Here is a 14,749-nt window from a genome sequence, read left to right on the forward strand (position 1 = left end):
CCCTGTCACTCTCACGAGAGCTCTTGCATGTCTTCTATCTCCTGTTCCCATTTGTCGTTTTCCTGGCCCGATGGCACCGAAGTGTTCTCGGATCTGTCGTTCACGGTCGGTGCCGGTCACACCGGACTGGTCGCTCCCAACGGCGCCGGGAAGAGCACGCTGCTCAAACTCATTGCCGGAGAACTGCAGCCGACTGGCGGCAATGTGACCGTCGACGGCACGCTCGGCTACCTGCCGCAGACACTGCCGTTCGCCACCGATCTGACCGTCGCCGAAATGCTCGGCGTGGCACCCGTTTTGGCGGCTTTGGCGGCACTCGCCGAGGGTGACGCCTCCGAGGCCGTGTTCGCCACCATCGGTGACGACTGGGACATCGAGGAACGCAGCACGGCGCAGCTGGCCCGGCTCGGTCTCGACGTCCCGCTCGATCGGGTGCTCGGCACGCTGTCGGGCGGTGAGGTCGTCACCCTCGGCCTGGCCGCGCAACTGCTGCGGCGTCCCGATGTCCTGCTGCTCGACGAACCGACCAACAACCTGGATTCTGCTGCACGGCAACGGCTCTACGACGAGCTGGACCGCTACCCAGGCGTTCTACTGCTGATCAGTCACGACCGCGCACTACTGGACCGCATGGACCGCATCGCCGAACTACGTGACGGTGACGTCCAGTTCTACGGCGGCAACTTCACGGCGTACCAGGATGCGATCGCTGAATTGCAGCGAGCGGCTGTCGATGAGATGCGTAACGCCGAGTCGCAACTGAAGCTGCAGAAGCGGCAGATGCAGCAGGCCCGCGAGCGCGCCGCCCGCCGGGCCGGCACTGCTGCCCGCAACGTCAAGGACGCCGGGCTGCCGAAAATCATTGCCGGAAAGCTCAAGCGCAATGCCCAGGAGTCGGCAGGCCGCGCCGACGAGGTCCACTCCCAGCGCGTCGACGATGCCCGGGCGCGCCTCGACGCCGCCGAGCGTGCGGTGCGCGACGACGACGTCATCGCCCTCGACCTGCCGGACACGGAAGTGCCCGCAGGCCGGACGGTGCTGAGCGCGGCCGGCCTGAACATCCAGCGCGGCGGCCGGACGTTGTTCGCCGGCAACGGAATCGACCTCGACATCCGTGGACCCGAGCGGATCGCCCTGACCGGCCGGAACGGTGCGGGCAAGTCGACGCTGCTCAAGATGATCAACGGCGACCTCGAACCCGACGCCGGAACCCTGATCCGAGGCGACGGCCGCATCGCCTACCTGTCGCAGCGCCTCGACCTGCTCGATGAGGAGCGCAGTGTCCTGGAGAACCTGATGGCCTGGGCGCCGACCCTCAGCATCACCCGCAGGCGGCATCTGCTGGCGCAGTTCCTGTTCCAGGACAACAGGATCGACCTACCGGTGTCGGTGCTGTCCGGCGGCGAGCGGCTGCGCGCCACACTGGCGTGCGTGCTGTACGCCGAACCGGCGCCGCACCTGCTGCTGCTCGACGAACCGACCAACAACCTGGACCTGGTCAGCGTCGCGCAGCTGGAGTCGGCGCTCAACGCCTACCGCGGCGCCTTCATCGTGGTCAGTCACGACGAGCGCTTCCTCGATGCGATCGGCATCGAGCGGCGGATGACGCTGGAGTGAAACCGGCGTGCACGGCTCCGCGTGTCGGCTCTCCTGCGGCGCTTGCGATTTGAAACTGTCAACATCGGCTGACAATGTCGGGTTTGGTGACAGCTCCGGGTCACCGGGTGAGGCCCCGGCCCCGATCTAGATGTCCTGCGGCCGGGTCTGGGCCGGACGCCGCGGCGGGGGAGCGGCGACGCCCGACGGACCGGCCGCCGGGTCCCCGCTCCCGTCGGCGGTGCCGCTTGCCGGACCGCGGTGCTCGACCGACAGGATCCGCTTGTCGTCGTCACCCTTCTCGTGGCGTTCGGGATCCCGGCGTTCCCGTTCCCGGTCGTCGGTGTCCGGCTTGTCATGTTCCCCAACGGAATCCACGCCACCCGAGCCGCTCGCTCCGCCCAGTCCCGTGCCCGCCGCATGGCCGGCGCCGACACCGTCAGCCCCGCCCAGTCCGCCGAGCAACCCGCCCAACACGCCACTCACGCCCTGGGCGATCTGTCCCGGAATCTGCCCCAACGTCTGCGCCACACCCTGCGCGATCTGACCGGCCTGCTGGCCCACCTGCCCGAGCGTCTGCGCGGCGTCACCACCACCGGCGGCGGGGGAACCCGGCACCGCGGCACCGAGTCCCCCGGGCGCGCCGGCACTGACGCCACCACCGCCACCACCGCCACCACCGCCGGGAATGCCCTCGGCGGCCGAGGACAGCCCACGCGCACCCTGCTCGTCACCGGCGCGGTAGGCCTCGGCGGCGCGGTGCAGCTGCTCGGACAGCTGCTGACCGGCGGCGCCCGTCGACTGCAGGATGCTGTCGCGTCGCGCCATGACCCCACCAAGTGCCGAATTCATGCCGTGGGCGATCAGCCCGTGCGTCGCCGCCGGACCGGCCGGGCCGACCGACTGGCCGAGACCCGCGCCGTTCTGCAGCTGACCGAGCCCGGCCGCCACGGCGTCGTGCACCCGGGCCATGCCCAGCACACCCTCGGTATTGACGTACAGCGGATCGCCCATGACCTGACCCCTCGAAGATCTGTTGCGGTCAATCCTATGGCGGCGTCGACGACCTGCCCTGCGGCAAATGGTCAGGTGCGATCGGCGGCAACCTCCGCCGCCACCGCGCGAGCCTGCCTGGCGAACGCACAGTCGACGCCGACGCGGCCGAAACAGTCTGCGGCGCGGACATCGCCCAACAACGCCGCGTCGTGCAACGCACGCAGCGCCACGGCCGACTGGCCGCCGCGCTCGGCGGCACGGAACGCCTCGCGGGCGGCGGCGATCGCGCCGTGCCGGTCCCGCCGCGCCGCGTTGGTCCAGGCGCGAGCCAGGGCCAGTTCGGGAGCGAACAACATCGACTTCAAGCCGTGCCTGGCCTCGGCGCGGGCCAGTGCCCGGCCCGCCTCGGCGGTCGCCCCGCGCTGTCCGAGGGCTCGCGCCAGCAGCATCCATGCCAGCGGGCCCCACGAATACCCGGTGCGCGCCAGCGCTTTCGCCGCGTTCTCAAGCAGTTCGATCGCCGAGTCGAGTTCGCCCCGCGAGATCAACACATCGGCCAACAGCACCTCACCGATGGCCCGCCCGGGCTGTTGGGACTGCGTGAAATCGATCAGCTCCTGCGCCAGCCGCTGCGCGTTGTCGGGCTCGCCGGCCAACAGCAGGGCCGTCGTCTGCCCGAAGCCACTGGTGAACCGCAACAGGCCCGGCTGGCCGGCGGCCAGCGCGCGCTCGGCGAAGCCGTCCACCTCGGTCAACCGGCCCGTTCGCGCACAGCTCAGCGCCGCCGCCGATGCCGCCCAGCCGACGGCGGTGTCGCTCGGATCAGGACTGGACAGCACCGAGTCGGCCAGCTGCATCGCCCGATTGAGATTGCCCGCGTTCATCGCGAACGTCGCCGACAAGGCGTCCAGGGTGACCTGCGCCGTCGGCGTCTGGACCCGGCTGCGGACGGTGCGCAGGAAGGCCGTCGCCCGCTCGGGCTCGGACAGCATCCAGAACTGGTTGGCCGCGCGGGGCAGCGCCCACATCAGCAACGCGGGTTCGGTCAGTGCGGTCGCGTCGACCTCGGCCAGCACGGCATCGGCATCCGGACCGCGACCCTGCCAGGCCAGGGCGTAGCTCAGCGTCACCCGGGTGGCCAGGCCGCCGCCCGGCAGCGCGGCGCGGCCCAGGCGTTCCGCCAGCTCGAGATCACCCAGCCGCAGGGCATCGTCGGCGGCGGCAGCCAGCTCGGCGACGGGTAGGGCGTCACCGCCGTCGAGTGCCCGCACCGCACGCCGCAGCCGACCGACGACACCGTCGTCGTCCGGCGTCGGCAGCGGGTCGGCAGCGGGGGACGCAACGGGCGGGACCGGCCCGTCGGCGGTCACCGGCATCACCAGCCGGTCCCGTACCAGTGCCGAAATGCCTTCGGGCAGAGACTGATTCGATTCCGCGGTGACGATGACCCGGGCCGCCCCCGACACCGCGAGCTGGTAGACCAGCGACGCCGACAACCGGTCGAGCAGATGCCCGTCGTCGACGACCAACAGCAGTCCGGTCCCGAGGGCCTCGCGGGCCGCGCTCAGCACCTGAACCGTCCGGCCGGTCTCGGGCACCGTGAACAACCGCTCGAAGGCGCCGAACGGTACGCGGGAGTCGGCCGCGGTGCCGGTGATCCAGGCGGCGCGCTCGAAGCCGGGCGCCAGCTCGTCGTATGCGGCCCGTGCCCATGTGGTCTTGCCGGACCCGCGGGCACCGGTGAGCAGCGCACCGGACCGGGTTTCGACGCCCGCTTCGAGCTGGCTCAGCACCACGGTCCGATCCTATGGCTGCGCGATGCCCGGCACGGCTCGATTAGCGTTGCGGTGTGACAACCGAAAACGCCTACGCCGTCTGTGTCTACTGCGCCGCTGGTCCCCGTCATCCCGAATTGCTCACCCTCGCCGGCGATGTCGGCCGGGCGATCGCGGCCCGGGGCTGGACGCTGGTGTCCGGCGGCGGCAACGTCTCGGCCATGGGCGCCGTCGCCGACGGAGCCCGGGAGAACGGCGGCCGCACCATCGGTGTCATCCCGAAGAAGCTGGTGCACCGTGAGCTGGCCGATGTGAACGCCAGCGAACTGATCGTCACCGACACGATGCGCGAGCGCAAGCAGATCATGGAGGACCGGTCCGACGCGTTCATCGCGCTGCCGGGCGGGATCGGCACCCTCGAGGAGTTCTTCGAGGCCTGGACGGCCGGCTACCTCAACATGCACGACAAGCCGCTGGTGATGCTCGATCCGCACGGCCACTACGACGGCCTGCTGGCGTGGCTGCACACGCTGGTCGACACCGGCTATGTCCAGCGGGCCGCGCTCGACCGGCTCATAGTCGTCAAAGACGTCGACGCGGCCATGGCTGCTTGTGCGCCGCGTGACATCGCTCACTAGGCTCACCGGGCATGAGTGACGAGACATCACGCACCGGCGTCGGGCTGCTCGATATTGCTAAGCAACTGCCCGGTTTCCTGTCCGACGCCCCGGTGATCCTGCGCGGCCTGATCACCGGCTTCGGTGCGACCCCGACGGCGAAGACGTCCATCGGCAAGGTCTTCCAGGAACGCGCAGAGGCCAACAAGGACAAGGTCTTCATCAAGTTCGAGGACCAGCGCATCACCTACGGCCAGGCCAACGCGACGGTGAACCGCTACGCGGCGGTGCTGGCGGCCAAGGGCGTCGGCCCGGGTTCGGTCGTCGGCATCATGCTGCGCAACTCGCCGGACGCCGTGCTGCTGATGCTGGCGACGGTCAAGTGCGGCGCGATCGCCGGAATGATCAACTACAACCAGCGCGGCAACGTGCTGGCGCACAGCCTGGGCCTGCTCGGCGCCAAGGTGCTCGTCACCGAGCCGGACTTCCACGAGCCCGTCATCGAGTGCGGTGCCGCTCCGGAGCTGACCGCGGGTCTCATGTCGGTGGAGGAACTGCGCGAGCAGGCCGTCGGCCAGTCGACCGCCAACCCGGTGGGCACCAGCCAGATCCTGGCCAAGGAGAAGGCGTTCTACATCTTCACCTCGGGCACGACCGGCATGCCCAAGGCCAGTGTCATGACGCACTACCGCTGGCTGCGCGCCCTCGGCGGGTTCGGCGGGTTGGGGCTGCGTCTGAATAGCAGCGACACCCTGTACTGCTGCCTGCCGCTGTACCACAACAACGCGCTGACGGTCGCGACGTCGTCGGCCCTCAACGCCGGTGCGGCGCTCGCGCTGGGCAAGTCGTTCTCCGCCTCGCGGTTCTGGGACGAGGTCATCAAGTACGACGCCACCGCGTTCATCTACATCGGCGAGATCTGCGGCTACCTGCTGAACCAGCCGCCCAAGCCCACCGACCGGGCACACAAGGTCCGGGTCATCGCCGGCAACGGGCTGCGCCCCGCCATCTGGGACGAGTTCACCTCGCGCTTCGGCATCAAGCGGGTGTGCGAGTTCTACGCCGCCAGCGAGGGCAACACCGGCTTCGTCAACGTCTTCAACATCGACAAGACGACGGGCATCTGCCCGTCGCCCGTCGTCTACGTGGAATACGACCTGGAGACCGGCGAGCCGGCCCGCGGACCCGACGGCCGGCTGCGCAAGGTCAAGCGCGGCCAGCCGGGCCTGCTGCTCAGCAAGGTCAACAACCTGCAGCCGTTCGACGGCTACACCGACAAGGCCGCCAGCGAGAAGAAGTTGGTGCGCAACGCATTCAAGGACGGCGACGTTTGGTTCAACACCGGTGACCTGATGCGGTCGCAGGGCTTCGCGCATGCCGCGTTCGCCGACCGTCTCGGCGACACCTTCCGGTGGAAGGGCGAGAACGTCGCCACCACCGAGGTCGAGGCCGCGCTCGGCGCCGACGACCAGGTGGAGGAGTGCACGGTGTACGGCGTCGAGGTGCCGGGCTGCGGCGGCCGCGCCGGCATGGCGTCGGTGCAGTTGCGCGAGGGCGCCGAGTTCGACGGAGCCCGCCTGGCCAAAGCCGGCTTCGAGCACCTGCCCGCCTACGCGGTACCGCTGTTCATCCGGGTCGTGCCCGCCCTGGCGCACACCTCGACGTTCAAGAGCCAGAAGGTCGACCTGCGCAAGCAGGGCTACGGCGACGAGGTGAAGGACCCGATCTACGTGCTGGCCGGCCGCGACGAGGGCTACGTGCCGTTCTACCCCGAGTACCCCGCCGAGGTGAAGGACGGCAAGAAGCCGCGTTAGTCAGGGATTTGTGCACGATTTTCCGCGCTTACCGCGGAAAATCGTGCACAAATCACACGGGTGGCGAGCCGAATTCGGTCAGCTGATCACCACGTCACCGACGTCTCGACGTGGCCGAGTTCGGCTTTCTGCCTGCCGCTGGCGTCCTTGCATGACAGCACCACGTTGTAGGTGCTCAATGTTGGTGCGCCACTGAAGGATTCGGTGTGGCTGCCGTTGGCGGGAACGTTGAACTGCCGCGTCGTCTTCTTCGGGACCAGCGGGTTGATCGAATCCGCCGTCGCGGTGTAGTTGCACGTAGCCGCGATGTTGGAGGTGTTGGTGACGTTGAACGCGATGCTGGAGACGCCGGGTGCGCCGAACGACGCCTGAATCGCGTTGGTGACGTCAGGGATCGGGGCGCAGGTCTGGCCGGCCGGCACCGTCGGGGTGGGGGAGCCCGCGGGGCACTGCACCGGGGGCTTCTCCGCCGGTGGCGGGGTCACGACGGGCGGTGCCTGTGGTGTGGGTTTCGCGTTCCCGGGCATGGTGAACGTCGTGTTCGACCACGGACCGCACCAGTCGCCCTCGAGATCCTTCTTGCGGCACGCCTGCACCGCGATGTTCCAGTGGGCACCCGGACCGCCGCCGAGGGTGAATCGGGTGGTCGCGCCGTTGATGCACTTGAAGCCCTCTTCTTGCTGCTCGCCGCCGTCGATCTTCCAGTGCACCGCGTCGACGACATAGTCGCCGTGCACCCGGGGGCAGCCGCTGATGACGCAGATCGCGGTGGTGATCTCGCCGGGTTCCTGATTGCAGTTCACGTCGAGACCGTTGGGTAGGGCCCCGGCGGGCGCCGGTGCCAACACGGGGAAGCTCGTCATCGCGGCAACGACGGCGACGCGCGTCAAATACAGTGCTCGCTTGCTCATCTGCGGCCTCCTGGGAGTTTGCTCTCGATCCGATTGGACGTGAATCGAACCTATTGACCGCGGCACCTCCTCGAATCAGGGAATTCCCTACACTTCGCGGCATTTGCCACAGCGGTGGCCGCGGAATGAGCGGATTTGCGGCAGCCCGATAGCCTGGGAGTCGTGCAGTCCTCCGCAAGGGGCCAGTTCCTGGGTCGCCAGGTGGCCGGCGATCGCGCGCTGATCATGGCGATCGTCAACCGCACCCCGGATTCCTTCTATGACCGGGGGGCGACCTTCAGCGACGGCGCGGCCAAGGACGCCGCGCACCAGAAGATCGCCGACGGGGCCGACGTCATCGACATCGGCGGCGTCAAAGCGGGTCCGGGCAGCACCGTGGACGCCGACGAGGAGATCGCGCGCGTCGTGCCGTTCATCGAATGGCTCCGCGGCGAGTACCCCGACCAACTCATCAGCGTCGATACCTGGCGCGCGAACGTGGCCAAGCAGGCCTGCGCGGCCGGGGCCGACCTGATCAACGACACCTGGGCCGGCGCCGATCCGGGACTGCCCGAGGTGGCCGCCGAATTCGGCGCGGGACTGGTCTGCTCGCACACCGGCGGGGCCGTGCCGCGAACCCGGCCCTTTCGCGTCAACTACGGCGTCACCGAACGCGGCGTGGTGGACGACGTCATCGCCGAGGTCACCTCAGCGGCGCATCATGCCGTCGATGTCGGCGTCGCGCGGGACGCCATCCTGATCGACCCGACGCACGATTTCGGCAAGAACACTTACCACGGTCTTAGTTTGTTGCGCCACGTAAAAGATCTTGTAAATACCGGATGGCCAGTCCTGATGGCCCTCAGTAACAAGGATTTCGTGGGGGAGACTTTAGGTGTCGAACTGACCGAGCGCCTGGAGGGGACGCTGGCCGCGACGGCACTCGCCGCCGCTGACGGCGCCGCCATGTTCCGGGTGCACGAGGTGGGCCCCACCCGACGCGTGCTGGAAATGGTCGCGTCGATCCAGGGCGGGCGTCCACCGAGCCGAACAGTGAGGGGACTCGCGTGACCCTAATGCCCGAGATGACTGCTGAATCCATCGCTCGCCATGCGTGGCTGGCCGAACGCAGCTGGAGCCGGCCGGCGTGGACCATCGCCGAGCTCGAGGCCGCCAAGGCTGGCCGGACCGTCTCTGTCGTGTTGCCCGCGCTGAACGAGGAAGACACCGTCGCCGACGTCATCGACAGCATCAGCCCGCTGCTGGGTGGTCTGGTCGACGAGCTCGTCGTGCTCGACTCCGGTTCCACCGACGAGACCGAACTGCGTGCCATCGAGGCCGGCGCCCGGGTCGTCAGCCGGGAACAGGCGCTGCCCGAGGTGCCGGTACAGCCCGGCAAGGGTGAGGCGCTGTGGCGCTCGCTGGCGGCCACCACCGGCGACATCATCGTGTTCGTCGACTCCGACCTGCTCGACCCCGACCCGATGTTCGTGCCCAAGCTCCTGGGCCCCCTGCTGCTCGCCGACGGGGTGCATCTGGTCAAGGGCTTCTACCGGCGGCCGCTGAAGGTCGGCGGCACTGAAGACGCCAACGGCGGCGGCCGGGTCACCGAACTCGTGGCACGGCCCCTGTTGGCATCCCTGCGGCCCGAGCTGACGTGCCTGCTGCAGCCGTTGGGCGGCGAATACGCCGGCACCCGGGAGCTGTTGACGTCGGTCGGGTTCGCGCCGGGCTACGGCGTCGAGATCGGTCTGCTGATCGACACCTACGACAAGCTGGGCCTCGACGCCATCGCGCAGGTCAATCTCGGGGTGCGCACGCACCGCAACCGGCCGTTGAACGAGTTGGCCTCGATGAGCCGTCAGGTGATCGCGACGTTGCTGTCGCGCTGCGGCATCAGCGACTCGGGCGTCGGCCTGACACAGTTCTTCGCCGACGGCGACACCTTCACGCCCCGCACGTCGACGGTGTCACTGATCGACCGTCCCGCCATGAACACCCTGCGCTGACCCGCCCTCGCGGCGCTTGTCGGTGCCATCCGGCAGGATCGTCGGTGTGACACTGATTTTGATCTACCTCGTGGTGCTGATCCTCGTCGCGGTGGTGCTCTTCGCGCTGGGCACCGTGCTGTTCGGGCGCAGCGAGCAGCTGCCGCCGCTGGCACGCGGCACCACGGCCACCGTGCTCCCCGCATCCGGTGTCACCGGCGCCGACGTCGACGCCGTCAAGTTCACGCAGACCCTGCGCGGCTACAAGACCAGCGAGGTCGACTGGGTGCTGGACCGGCTGGCGCAGGAACTGGACTCGCTGCGCGGCGAGCTGACAACGCTGCGGGCGCAGACCGCGGACGCCGACCAATGACGAGTGCCGAGCGGACCCGCTGCGGGTGGGTCAACATCGGTGAGTCGGCGGACGCGGTGCTGTACCGCGACTACCACGACACCGAATGGGGGCGTCCGCTGCGCGGCACCCAGGCGCTGTTCGAACGGGTCTCGCTCGAGGCGTTCCAGAGCGGCCTGTCGTGGCTGGTCATCCTGCGCAAGCGGGAGAACTTCCGGGCGGCGTTCAAGGGGTTCGACGTGGCCACGGTCGCCGGCTTCGGGGAGAAGGACATCGACCGGCTATTGGCCGACCCGGGCATCGTCCGCAACCGCGCCAAGATCGAGGCGACCATCGCCAACGCCCGCGTGATCGACGGGGGCCTGGACCTCGACGAGCTGCTGTGGTCGTTCGCGCCACCGGCGCGGCCGCGGCCGGCCGACCTGGCGCAGGTTCCGGCGACCACACCGGAGTCGGTGGCCATGGCCAAGGAGCTGAAGCGCCGCGGTTTCCGGTTCGTCGGCCCGACCACGGCGTATGCGTTGATGCAGGCCACCGGGATGGTGGACGACCATGTCGAGGCCTGTTGGGTGCCCCGTTACAGCTTGTCGGAGGCGTGACGGGCGGGTCTTTCACACCCTCAGGTAGCGATAGGGAACAATAGACATAGTTCAGTTGCAGTTCAGTGCCGTGATCCGACCCACTGAGTGGGTAGATCCGGCCTTGATCCGGGACCGTGGATGCGGTCCGGGCGCGTGCGGAGGGAGCACCCGATGGCGGCGATGAAGCCCCGGACCGGCGACGGTCCACTGGAAGCAACCAAAGAGGGGCGCGGCATCGTCATGCGGGTACCGCTGGAGGGTGGCGGTCGTCTGGTGGTCGAGCTGACCCCGGATGAGGCCGCAGCCCTGGGCGACGAACTGAAGAACGTCACCAGCTAGTTCAGCCGCAGACGCTCCGATAGATGTCGAGCGTCTGCTGGGCGACCTGCATCCAGGAGAACTCCTCGATGCACCGCCGACGGCCGGCCTGCCCGAACGTGCGGGCCTGTTCCGGGTTCCGGACCAACGCATTGACCGCGTCCGCGAGCCCTGTCTCAAACCCCACCGCATCCGCGGCGTCGTAGTGCACAAGTGACCCTGTGCTGCCTTCGTCGACCACCTCGGGAATGCCGCCGACGTCCGAGGCGACCACGGCGGTGCCGCAGGCCATCGCTTCGAGGTTGACGATGCCGAGCGGTTCGTAGACCGACGGACAGACGAAAACTGTTGCCGTCGCCAGGATTTCGCGGATCTTCTCGAGCGGCAGCATCTCCTGGATCCAGTGCACGCCGGCGCGCGTCGCGCTGAGCTCTTTCACCGCGGCCGCCACCTCGGCCGCGATCTCCGGGGTGTCGGGTGCGCCCGCACACAGCACCAGCTGCACGTCCGGGTCGAACCGGTGGGCCGCCGCGATGAGGTGACCGACACCCTTCTGCCGGGTGATCCGCCCGACGAACGCCACGATCGGCCGGTCCGGGTCGATCCCGAGGTCAACCAGGGTCTGGCCCGCCTCGACCGGATACCAGTCGTCGGTGTCGATCCCGTTGCGCACCACGTGCACTCGCGCGGGGTCCAGCTGCGGGTAGGTGGCCAGGACGTCGGCCCGCATGCCGGCACTGACCGCGATGACGGCGTCGGCCGCTTCGATCGCCGTGCGCTCGACCCACGAGGAGATGCGGTAGCCGCCACCGAGCTGCTCGGCCTTCCACGGCCGCCGCGGCTCGAGCGAGTGCGCGGTCAGCACGTGCGGGATGCCGTGGAGCAGCGCGGTGAGATGCCCGGCCATGCCGGTGTACCAGGTGTGCGAATGCACCACGTTCGGCATGGCAGCCGGCCCGGCGAACGCGTTGTTGACCATCGCCAGATCTGCCGACAGCGTCGTCAGGGCCGCATTGGCGCCGGCGAGCAGGGGATCGGGCTGGGCCACGAAGGCGTCCCGCCGCTGCACGCCCATGCAGTGCACGTCGACGTCGCACAGCTTCGTGAGCTGCCCGACGAGCTCGGTCACATGCACGCCCGCGCCGCCGTAGACCTCCGGTGGATACTCCCGCGTCATCATCGCCACCCGCATGTCGATGACGTTAACGCGTGCGACGGGTTGGGGCGTATGTCTGGCCGCTTCGGTTGGTGGCTACTAGGTTTGGTGGCATGAGGGAACAGCCGCAGGTGCTGGGAATCGTCTTGGCCGGCGGTGAGGGCAAACGGCTGTATCCGCTGACGGCGGACCGCGCAAAGCCCGCCGTCCCGTTCGGCGGCGCCTACCGCCTCATCGACTTCGTCCTGTCGAACCTCGTCAACGCCCGATACCTGCGGATTTGTGTTCTGACGCAATACAAGTCGCACTCACTGGACCGGCACATCTCGCAGAACTGGCGGCTGTCGGGCCTGGCCGGCGAGTACATCACCCCGGTCCCGGCGCAGCAGCGCCTGGGCCCGCGCTGGTACACCGGCTCGGCCGACGCCATCTATCAGTCGATGAACCTCATCTACGACGAGGACCCCGACTACATCGTGGTCTTCGGGGCCGATCACGTGTACCGCATGGACCCCGAGCAGATGGTGCGGTTCCACATCGAGAGCGGAGCGGGCGCGACGGTCGCCGGCATCCGGGTGCCGCGCGCCGAGGCGTCGGCGTTCGGCTGCATCGACGCCGACGAGTCCGGCCGCATCCGCAGCTTCGTCGAGAAGCCGGCCGACCCGCCGGGCACGCCCGACGACCCCGAGCAGACGTTCGTCTCCATGGGCAACTACGTGTTCACCACCAAGGCGCTCATTGACGCCATCCGGGTGGACGCCGAGAACCACGACTCCGACCACGACATGGGCGGCAACATCATCCCGCAGATGGTGGCCGACGGAATGGCCGCCGTCTACGACTTCAACGACAACGAGGTGCCCGGCGCCACCGAGCGCGACCACGGCTACTGGCGCGACGTCGGCACGCTCGACGCGTTCTACGACGCCCATATGGACCTGGTGTCGGTGCACCCGGTGTTCAACCTCTACAACCGGCGCTGGCCCATCCTCGGTGAGTCGGAGCATCTGGCCCCGGCCAAGTTCGTCAACGGCGGCTCGGCCCAGGAATCGGTCGTCGGCGCGGGCAGCATCATCTCGGCTGCGTCGGTGCGCAATTCGGTGTTGTCGTCCAACGTCGTGATCGACGACGGCGCCATCGTGGAGGGCAGCGTGATCATGCCCGGCGCCCGCGTCGGGCGCGGTGCCGTGGTGCGGCACGCCATCCTGGACAAGAACGTCGTCGTCGGCCCCGGCGAGATGGTCGGCGTGGACCTGGAGAAGGACCGCGAACGCTTCTCGGTCAGTGCCGGCGGCGTCGTCGCGGTCGGTAAGGGCGTCTGGATCTAGACGGCCGCATCGGGCGTCCGGCGGCGTCTGCGGCGGAGTAGCGCCACCGCCGCCCAGACCAGCAGCGCGAGCGCGACGACAACCAGCACCGGCAGCACGATCGCGACGATCACCAGCCCGACGCTGGCCACGTCTTCCACCGTGCTCAGCACGGGTGCCGCGAGCCCGCCGGTGGCGACATTGGCGACGGGCCGCACCGTCGACTTGGTCAGCGACACCACGAGCGCGGTGACGGCCCCGATCACCACGGGAATCCACTGACCGGAACTGGCGAACGCGCCGGGATCGGTGACGGCGGCAGTCTGTGCCGCGGTGCCGGAGCCGAAGACGATGCCGCCGGACGTCGGCCGCACGAACGTCTGGATGACGTCGTTGACGCTGTCGAGGGCGGGCACCTTGTCGGCGACGATCTCGACGACCAACAGCACGGCCACGATGCCGATCACCCAGCCGTTGGTCAACCACGCCCACGGGTGCGGGAGCTCCACGAGGTTGGTGAAGCGTCCCAGCAGGCCCATCGCCAGCAGGGGAATGTAGGCGTTGAGGCCCGACGCGGTGGCCAGACCGAGGCCGGTGAACAGTTCCACCCGTTCAGTCTCCGGGATTTGTGCACGATTTCCCGCGCTGTCCGCGGATTTTCGTGCACAAATCCCGCGGTGTCACCAGACGTAGGGGAGCAACCGGTAGCGCACCTTGTGGGTGTAATCGACGTAGCCGGGCAGTTCGGCGCGCAGCATCTTCTCCTCGTCGAAGATGCGCGCCATGAGCGCCGGGGCGGCGGCCAGCACCGGGATGAGCCCCCAGTAGGAGCCCAGTGCCAGCGGGGTCGCGAGCATCATGATCAGTGCGCAGATGTACATCGGGTGCCGCACGATGCCGTACAGGCCGGTGGAGATGACCGGCTGGTTTTCCTCGACCGAGATGCTCGCGCCCGCGAAGTTGTTCTGGATGACGACCCACTGGGCCGCCAGCAGCGACACCGCGACGACGACGTTGCCGAGGATGACGACGGCCGTCGGCACGTAGGACCACCCGAAACGCCAGTCGAGTGCGCTGACGATGCCGGTTCCGATCACCGACGCGAGGATCGCCCAGATCGCCACCTTCTGAATCGGGCGCGTCTCGGCCGTCGGGCCGCCGTGCATCCGTCGCGCCAGCGCCTCGGGGCGCTTGATGGCCAGGTACATGCTCGGGCCCATGGTCGCGACCATGAAGACCGCGATGAAAACCCAAGCCTGCCAATAGTGGATGGTGCCGGCCGGCACGCACAGCAGCACCGCGAAGAAGACGATGCCCCCGGCCGCCGAGGCGAGCGCCTGCAGAGCGAGTTTCATGATT

General features: G+C 68.7%; 15 protein-coding genes. 9 read left to right on the forward strand and 6 right to left on the reverse strand.

Annotated features, from left to right (window positions below; all coding sequences use genetic code 11):
* Positions 1–27 precede the first annotated feature (27 nt).
* Positions 28–1,617, forward strand: coding sequence for a ribosomal protection-like ABC-F family protein (gene abc-f / locus ACZ5IQ_RS06140; protein WP_406775602.1), 1,590 nt, complete (start codon positions 28–30; stop codon positions 1,615–1,617).
* Positions 1,618–1,743: 126 nt separating this feature from the next.
* On the opposite strand, the gene ACZ5IQ_RS06145 is transcribed toward abc-f, so the two are convergent.
* Complete coding sequence (locus tag ACZ5IQ_RS06145) at positions 1,744–2,610, reverse strand: type VII secretion target (protein WP_212812645.1); 867 nt, start codon at positions 2,608–2,610, stop codon at positions 1,744–1,746.
* 71 nt (positions 2,611–2,681) lie between these two features.
* Entirely contained in the window at positions 2,682–4,340 is a 1,659-nt protein-coding gene (locus ACZ5IQ_RS06150) for a tetratricopeptide repeat protein (protein WP_371824596.1), read from the reverse strand.
* Positions 4,341–4,441: 101 nt separating this feature from the next.
* Between ACZ5IQ_RS06150 and ACZ5IQ_RS06155 the strand changes: the two genes are divergently transcribed.
* Both ACZ5IQ_RS06155 and fadD6 read left to right on the forward strand, forming a co-directional pair.
* The gene (locus ACZ5IQ_RS06155) at positions 4,442–5,005 is read left to right on the forward strand and encodes an LOG family protein (RefSeq protein ID WP_212812643.1); all 564 of its coding nucleotides are present in this window, start codon (positions 4,442–4,444) and stop codon (positions 5,003–5,005) included.
* 11 nt (positions 5,006–5,016) lie between these two features.
* Entirely contained in the window at positions 5,017–6,798 is a 1,782-nt protein-coding gene (gene fadD6, locus ACZ5IQ_RS06160) for a long-chain-acyl-CoA synthetase FadD6 (protein WP_212812642.1), read from the forward strand.
* A gap of 86 nt (positions 6,799–6,884) precedes the next feature.
* Here fadD6 and ACZ5IQ_RS06165 read toward each other — a convergent pair whose 3' ends face one another.
* Complete coding sequence (locus ACZ5IQ_RS06165; protein ID WP_212812641.1) at positions 6,885–7,709, reverse strand: hypothetical protein; 825 nt, start codon at positions 7,707–7,709, stop codon at positions 6,885–6,887.
* A gap of 225 nt (positions 7,710–7,934) precedes the next feature.
* On the opposite strand from ACZ5IQ_RS06165, the gene folP reads away from it, so the two are divergent.
* The 5 genes from folP (at position 7,935) to ACZ5IQ_RS06190 (ending at position 10,948) form a co-directional block, all read left to right on the forward strand.
* Positions 7,935–8,759: a dihydropteroate synthase gene (gene folP, locus ACZ5IQ_RS06170; protein WP_212814939.1), complete on the forward strand. Its 825-nt coding sequence runs from the start codon at positions 7,935–7,937 to the stop codon at positions 8,757–8,759.
* A gap of 5 nt (positions 8,760–8,764) precedes the next feature.
* Positions 8,765–9,697, forward strand: coding sequence for a glucosyl-3-phosphoglycerate synthase (locus ACZ5IQ_RS06175; protein ID WP_212814938.1), 933 nt, complete (start codon positions 8,765–8,767; stop codon positions 9,695–9,697).
* Positions 9,698–9,743: 46 nt separating this feature from the next.
* A complete protein-coding gene (locus tag ACZ5IQ_RS06180; RefSeq protein WP_212812640.1) occupies positions 9,744–10,049 on the forward strand; it encodes a DivIVA domain-containing protein in 306 nt (101 codons plus the stop codon).
* Positions 10,046–10,627: a DNA-3-methyladenine glycosylase I gene (locus tag ACZ5IQ_RS06185; RefSeq protein WP_212812639.1), complete on the forward strand. Its 582-nt coding sequence runs from the start codon at positions 10,046–10,048 to the stop codon at positions 10,625–10,627. The genes ACZ5IQ_RS06180 and ACZ5IQ_RS06185 overlap by 4 nt, the downstream gene beginning before the upstream one ends.
* A 153-nt stretch (positions 10,628–10,780) precedes the next feature.
* Positions 10,781–10,948 carry a DUF3117 domain-containing protein gene (locus tag ACZ5IQ_RS06190; RefSeq protein ID WP_005059648.1) on the forward strand — a complete coding sequence of 56 codons (168 nt, stop codon included), beginning with the start codon at positions 10,781–10,783 and terminating at the stop codon, positions 10,946–10,948.
* A gap of 1 nt (position 10,949) precedes the next feature.
* Here the strand turns inward: ACZ5IQ_RS06190 and glgA are convergent, their stop codons facing one another.
* On the reverse strand, positions 10,950–12,119 hold the full coding sequence (glgA, locus tag ACZ5IQ_RS06195; RefSeq protein WP_212812638.1) for a glycogen synthase: 1,170 nt from the start codon (positions 12,117–12,119) through the stop codon (positions 10,950–10,952).
* A gap of 77 nt (positions 12,120–12,196) precedes the next feature.
* Here glgA and glgC point away from each other — a divergent pair, with 77 nt between their 5' ends.
* Positions 12,197–13,411, forward strand: a complete 1,215-nt coding sequence (gene glgC, locus ACZ5IQ_RS06200; RefSeq protein WP_064857802.1) for a glucose-1-phosphate adenylyltransferase — start codon at positions 12,197–12,199, stop codon at positions 13,409–13,411.
* Here glgC and ACZ5IQ_RS06205 read toward each other — a convergent pair.
* Entirely contained in the window at positions 13,408–13,998 is a 591-nt protein-coding gene (locus tag ACZ5IQ_RS06205; RefSeq protein ID WP_212812637.1) for a DUF4126 domain-containing protein, read from the reverse strand. The genes glgC and ACZ5IQ_RS06205 overlap by 4 nt on opposite strands.
* Before the next feature lie 72 nt (positions 13,999–14,070).
* Positions 14,071–14,745 carry a methyltransferase family protein gene (locus tag ACZ5IQ_RS06210; protein ID WP_212812636.1) on the reverse strand — a complete coding sequence of 225 codons (675 nt, stop codon included), beginning with the start codon at positions 14,743–14,745 and terminating at the stop codon, positions 14,071–14,073.
* Between the last annotated feature and the right edge of the window lie 4 nt (positions 14,746–14,749).

It is taken from the genome of Mycobacterium toneyamaense (assembly GCF_055384815.1).

Bases quoted from the DNA above. Each gene is read 5' to 3' on its own strand.
- abc-f (WP_406775602.1), top strand. From the start codon at position 28: ATGTCTTCTATCTCCTGTTCCCATTTGTCGTTTTCCTGGCCCGATGGC.
- ACZ5IQ_RS06145 (WP_212812645.1), bottom strand. From the start codon at position 2,610: ATGGGCGATCCGCTGTACGTCAATACCGAGGGTGTGCTGGGCATGGCC.
- fadD6 (WP_212812642.1), top strand. From the start codon at position 5,017: ATGAGTGACGAGACATCACGCACCGGCGTCGGGCTGCTCGATATTGCT.
- ACZ5IQ_RS06165 (WP_212812641.1), bottom strand. From the start codon at position 7,709: ATGAGCAAGCGAGCACTGTATTTGACGCGCGTCGCCGTCGTTGCCGCG.
- folP (WP_212814939.1), top strand. From the start codon at position 7,935: ATGGCGATCGTCAACCGCACCCCGGATTCCTTCTATGACCGGGGGGCG.
- ACZ5IQ_RS06175 (WP_212814938.1), top strand. From the start codon at position 8,765: ATGCCCGAGATGACTGCTGAATCCATCGCTCGCCATGCGTGGCTGGCC.
- ACZ5IQ_RS06185 (WP_212812639.1), top strand. From the start codon at position 10,046: ATGACGAGTGCCGAGCGGACCCGCTGCGGGTGGGTCAACATCGGTGAG.
- ACZ5IQ_RS06190 (WP_005059648.1), top strand. From the start codon at position 10,781: ATGGCGGCGATGAAGCCCCGGACCGGCGACGGTCCACTGGAAGCAACC.
- glgA (WP_212812638.1), bottom strand. From the start codon at position 12,119: ATGCGGGTGGCGATGATGACGCGGGAGTATCCACCGGAGGTCTACGGC.
- glgC (WP_064857802.1), top strand. From the start codon at position 12,197: ATGAGGGAACAGCCGCAGGTGCTGGGAATCGTCTTGGCCGGCGGTGAG.
- ACZ5IQ_RS06210 (WP_212812636.1), bottom strand. From the start codon at position 14,745: ATGAAACTCGCTCTGCAGGCGCTCGCCTCGGCGGCCGGGGGCATCGTC.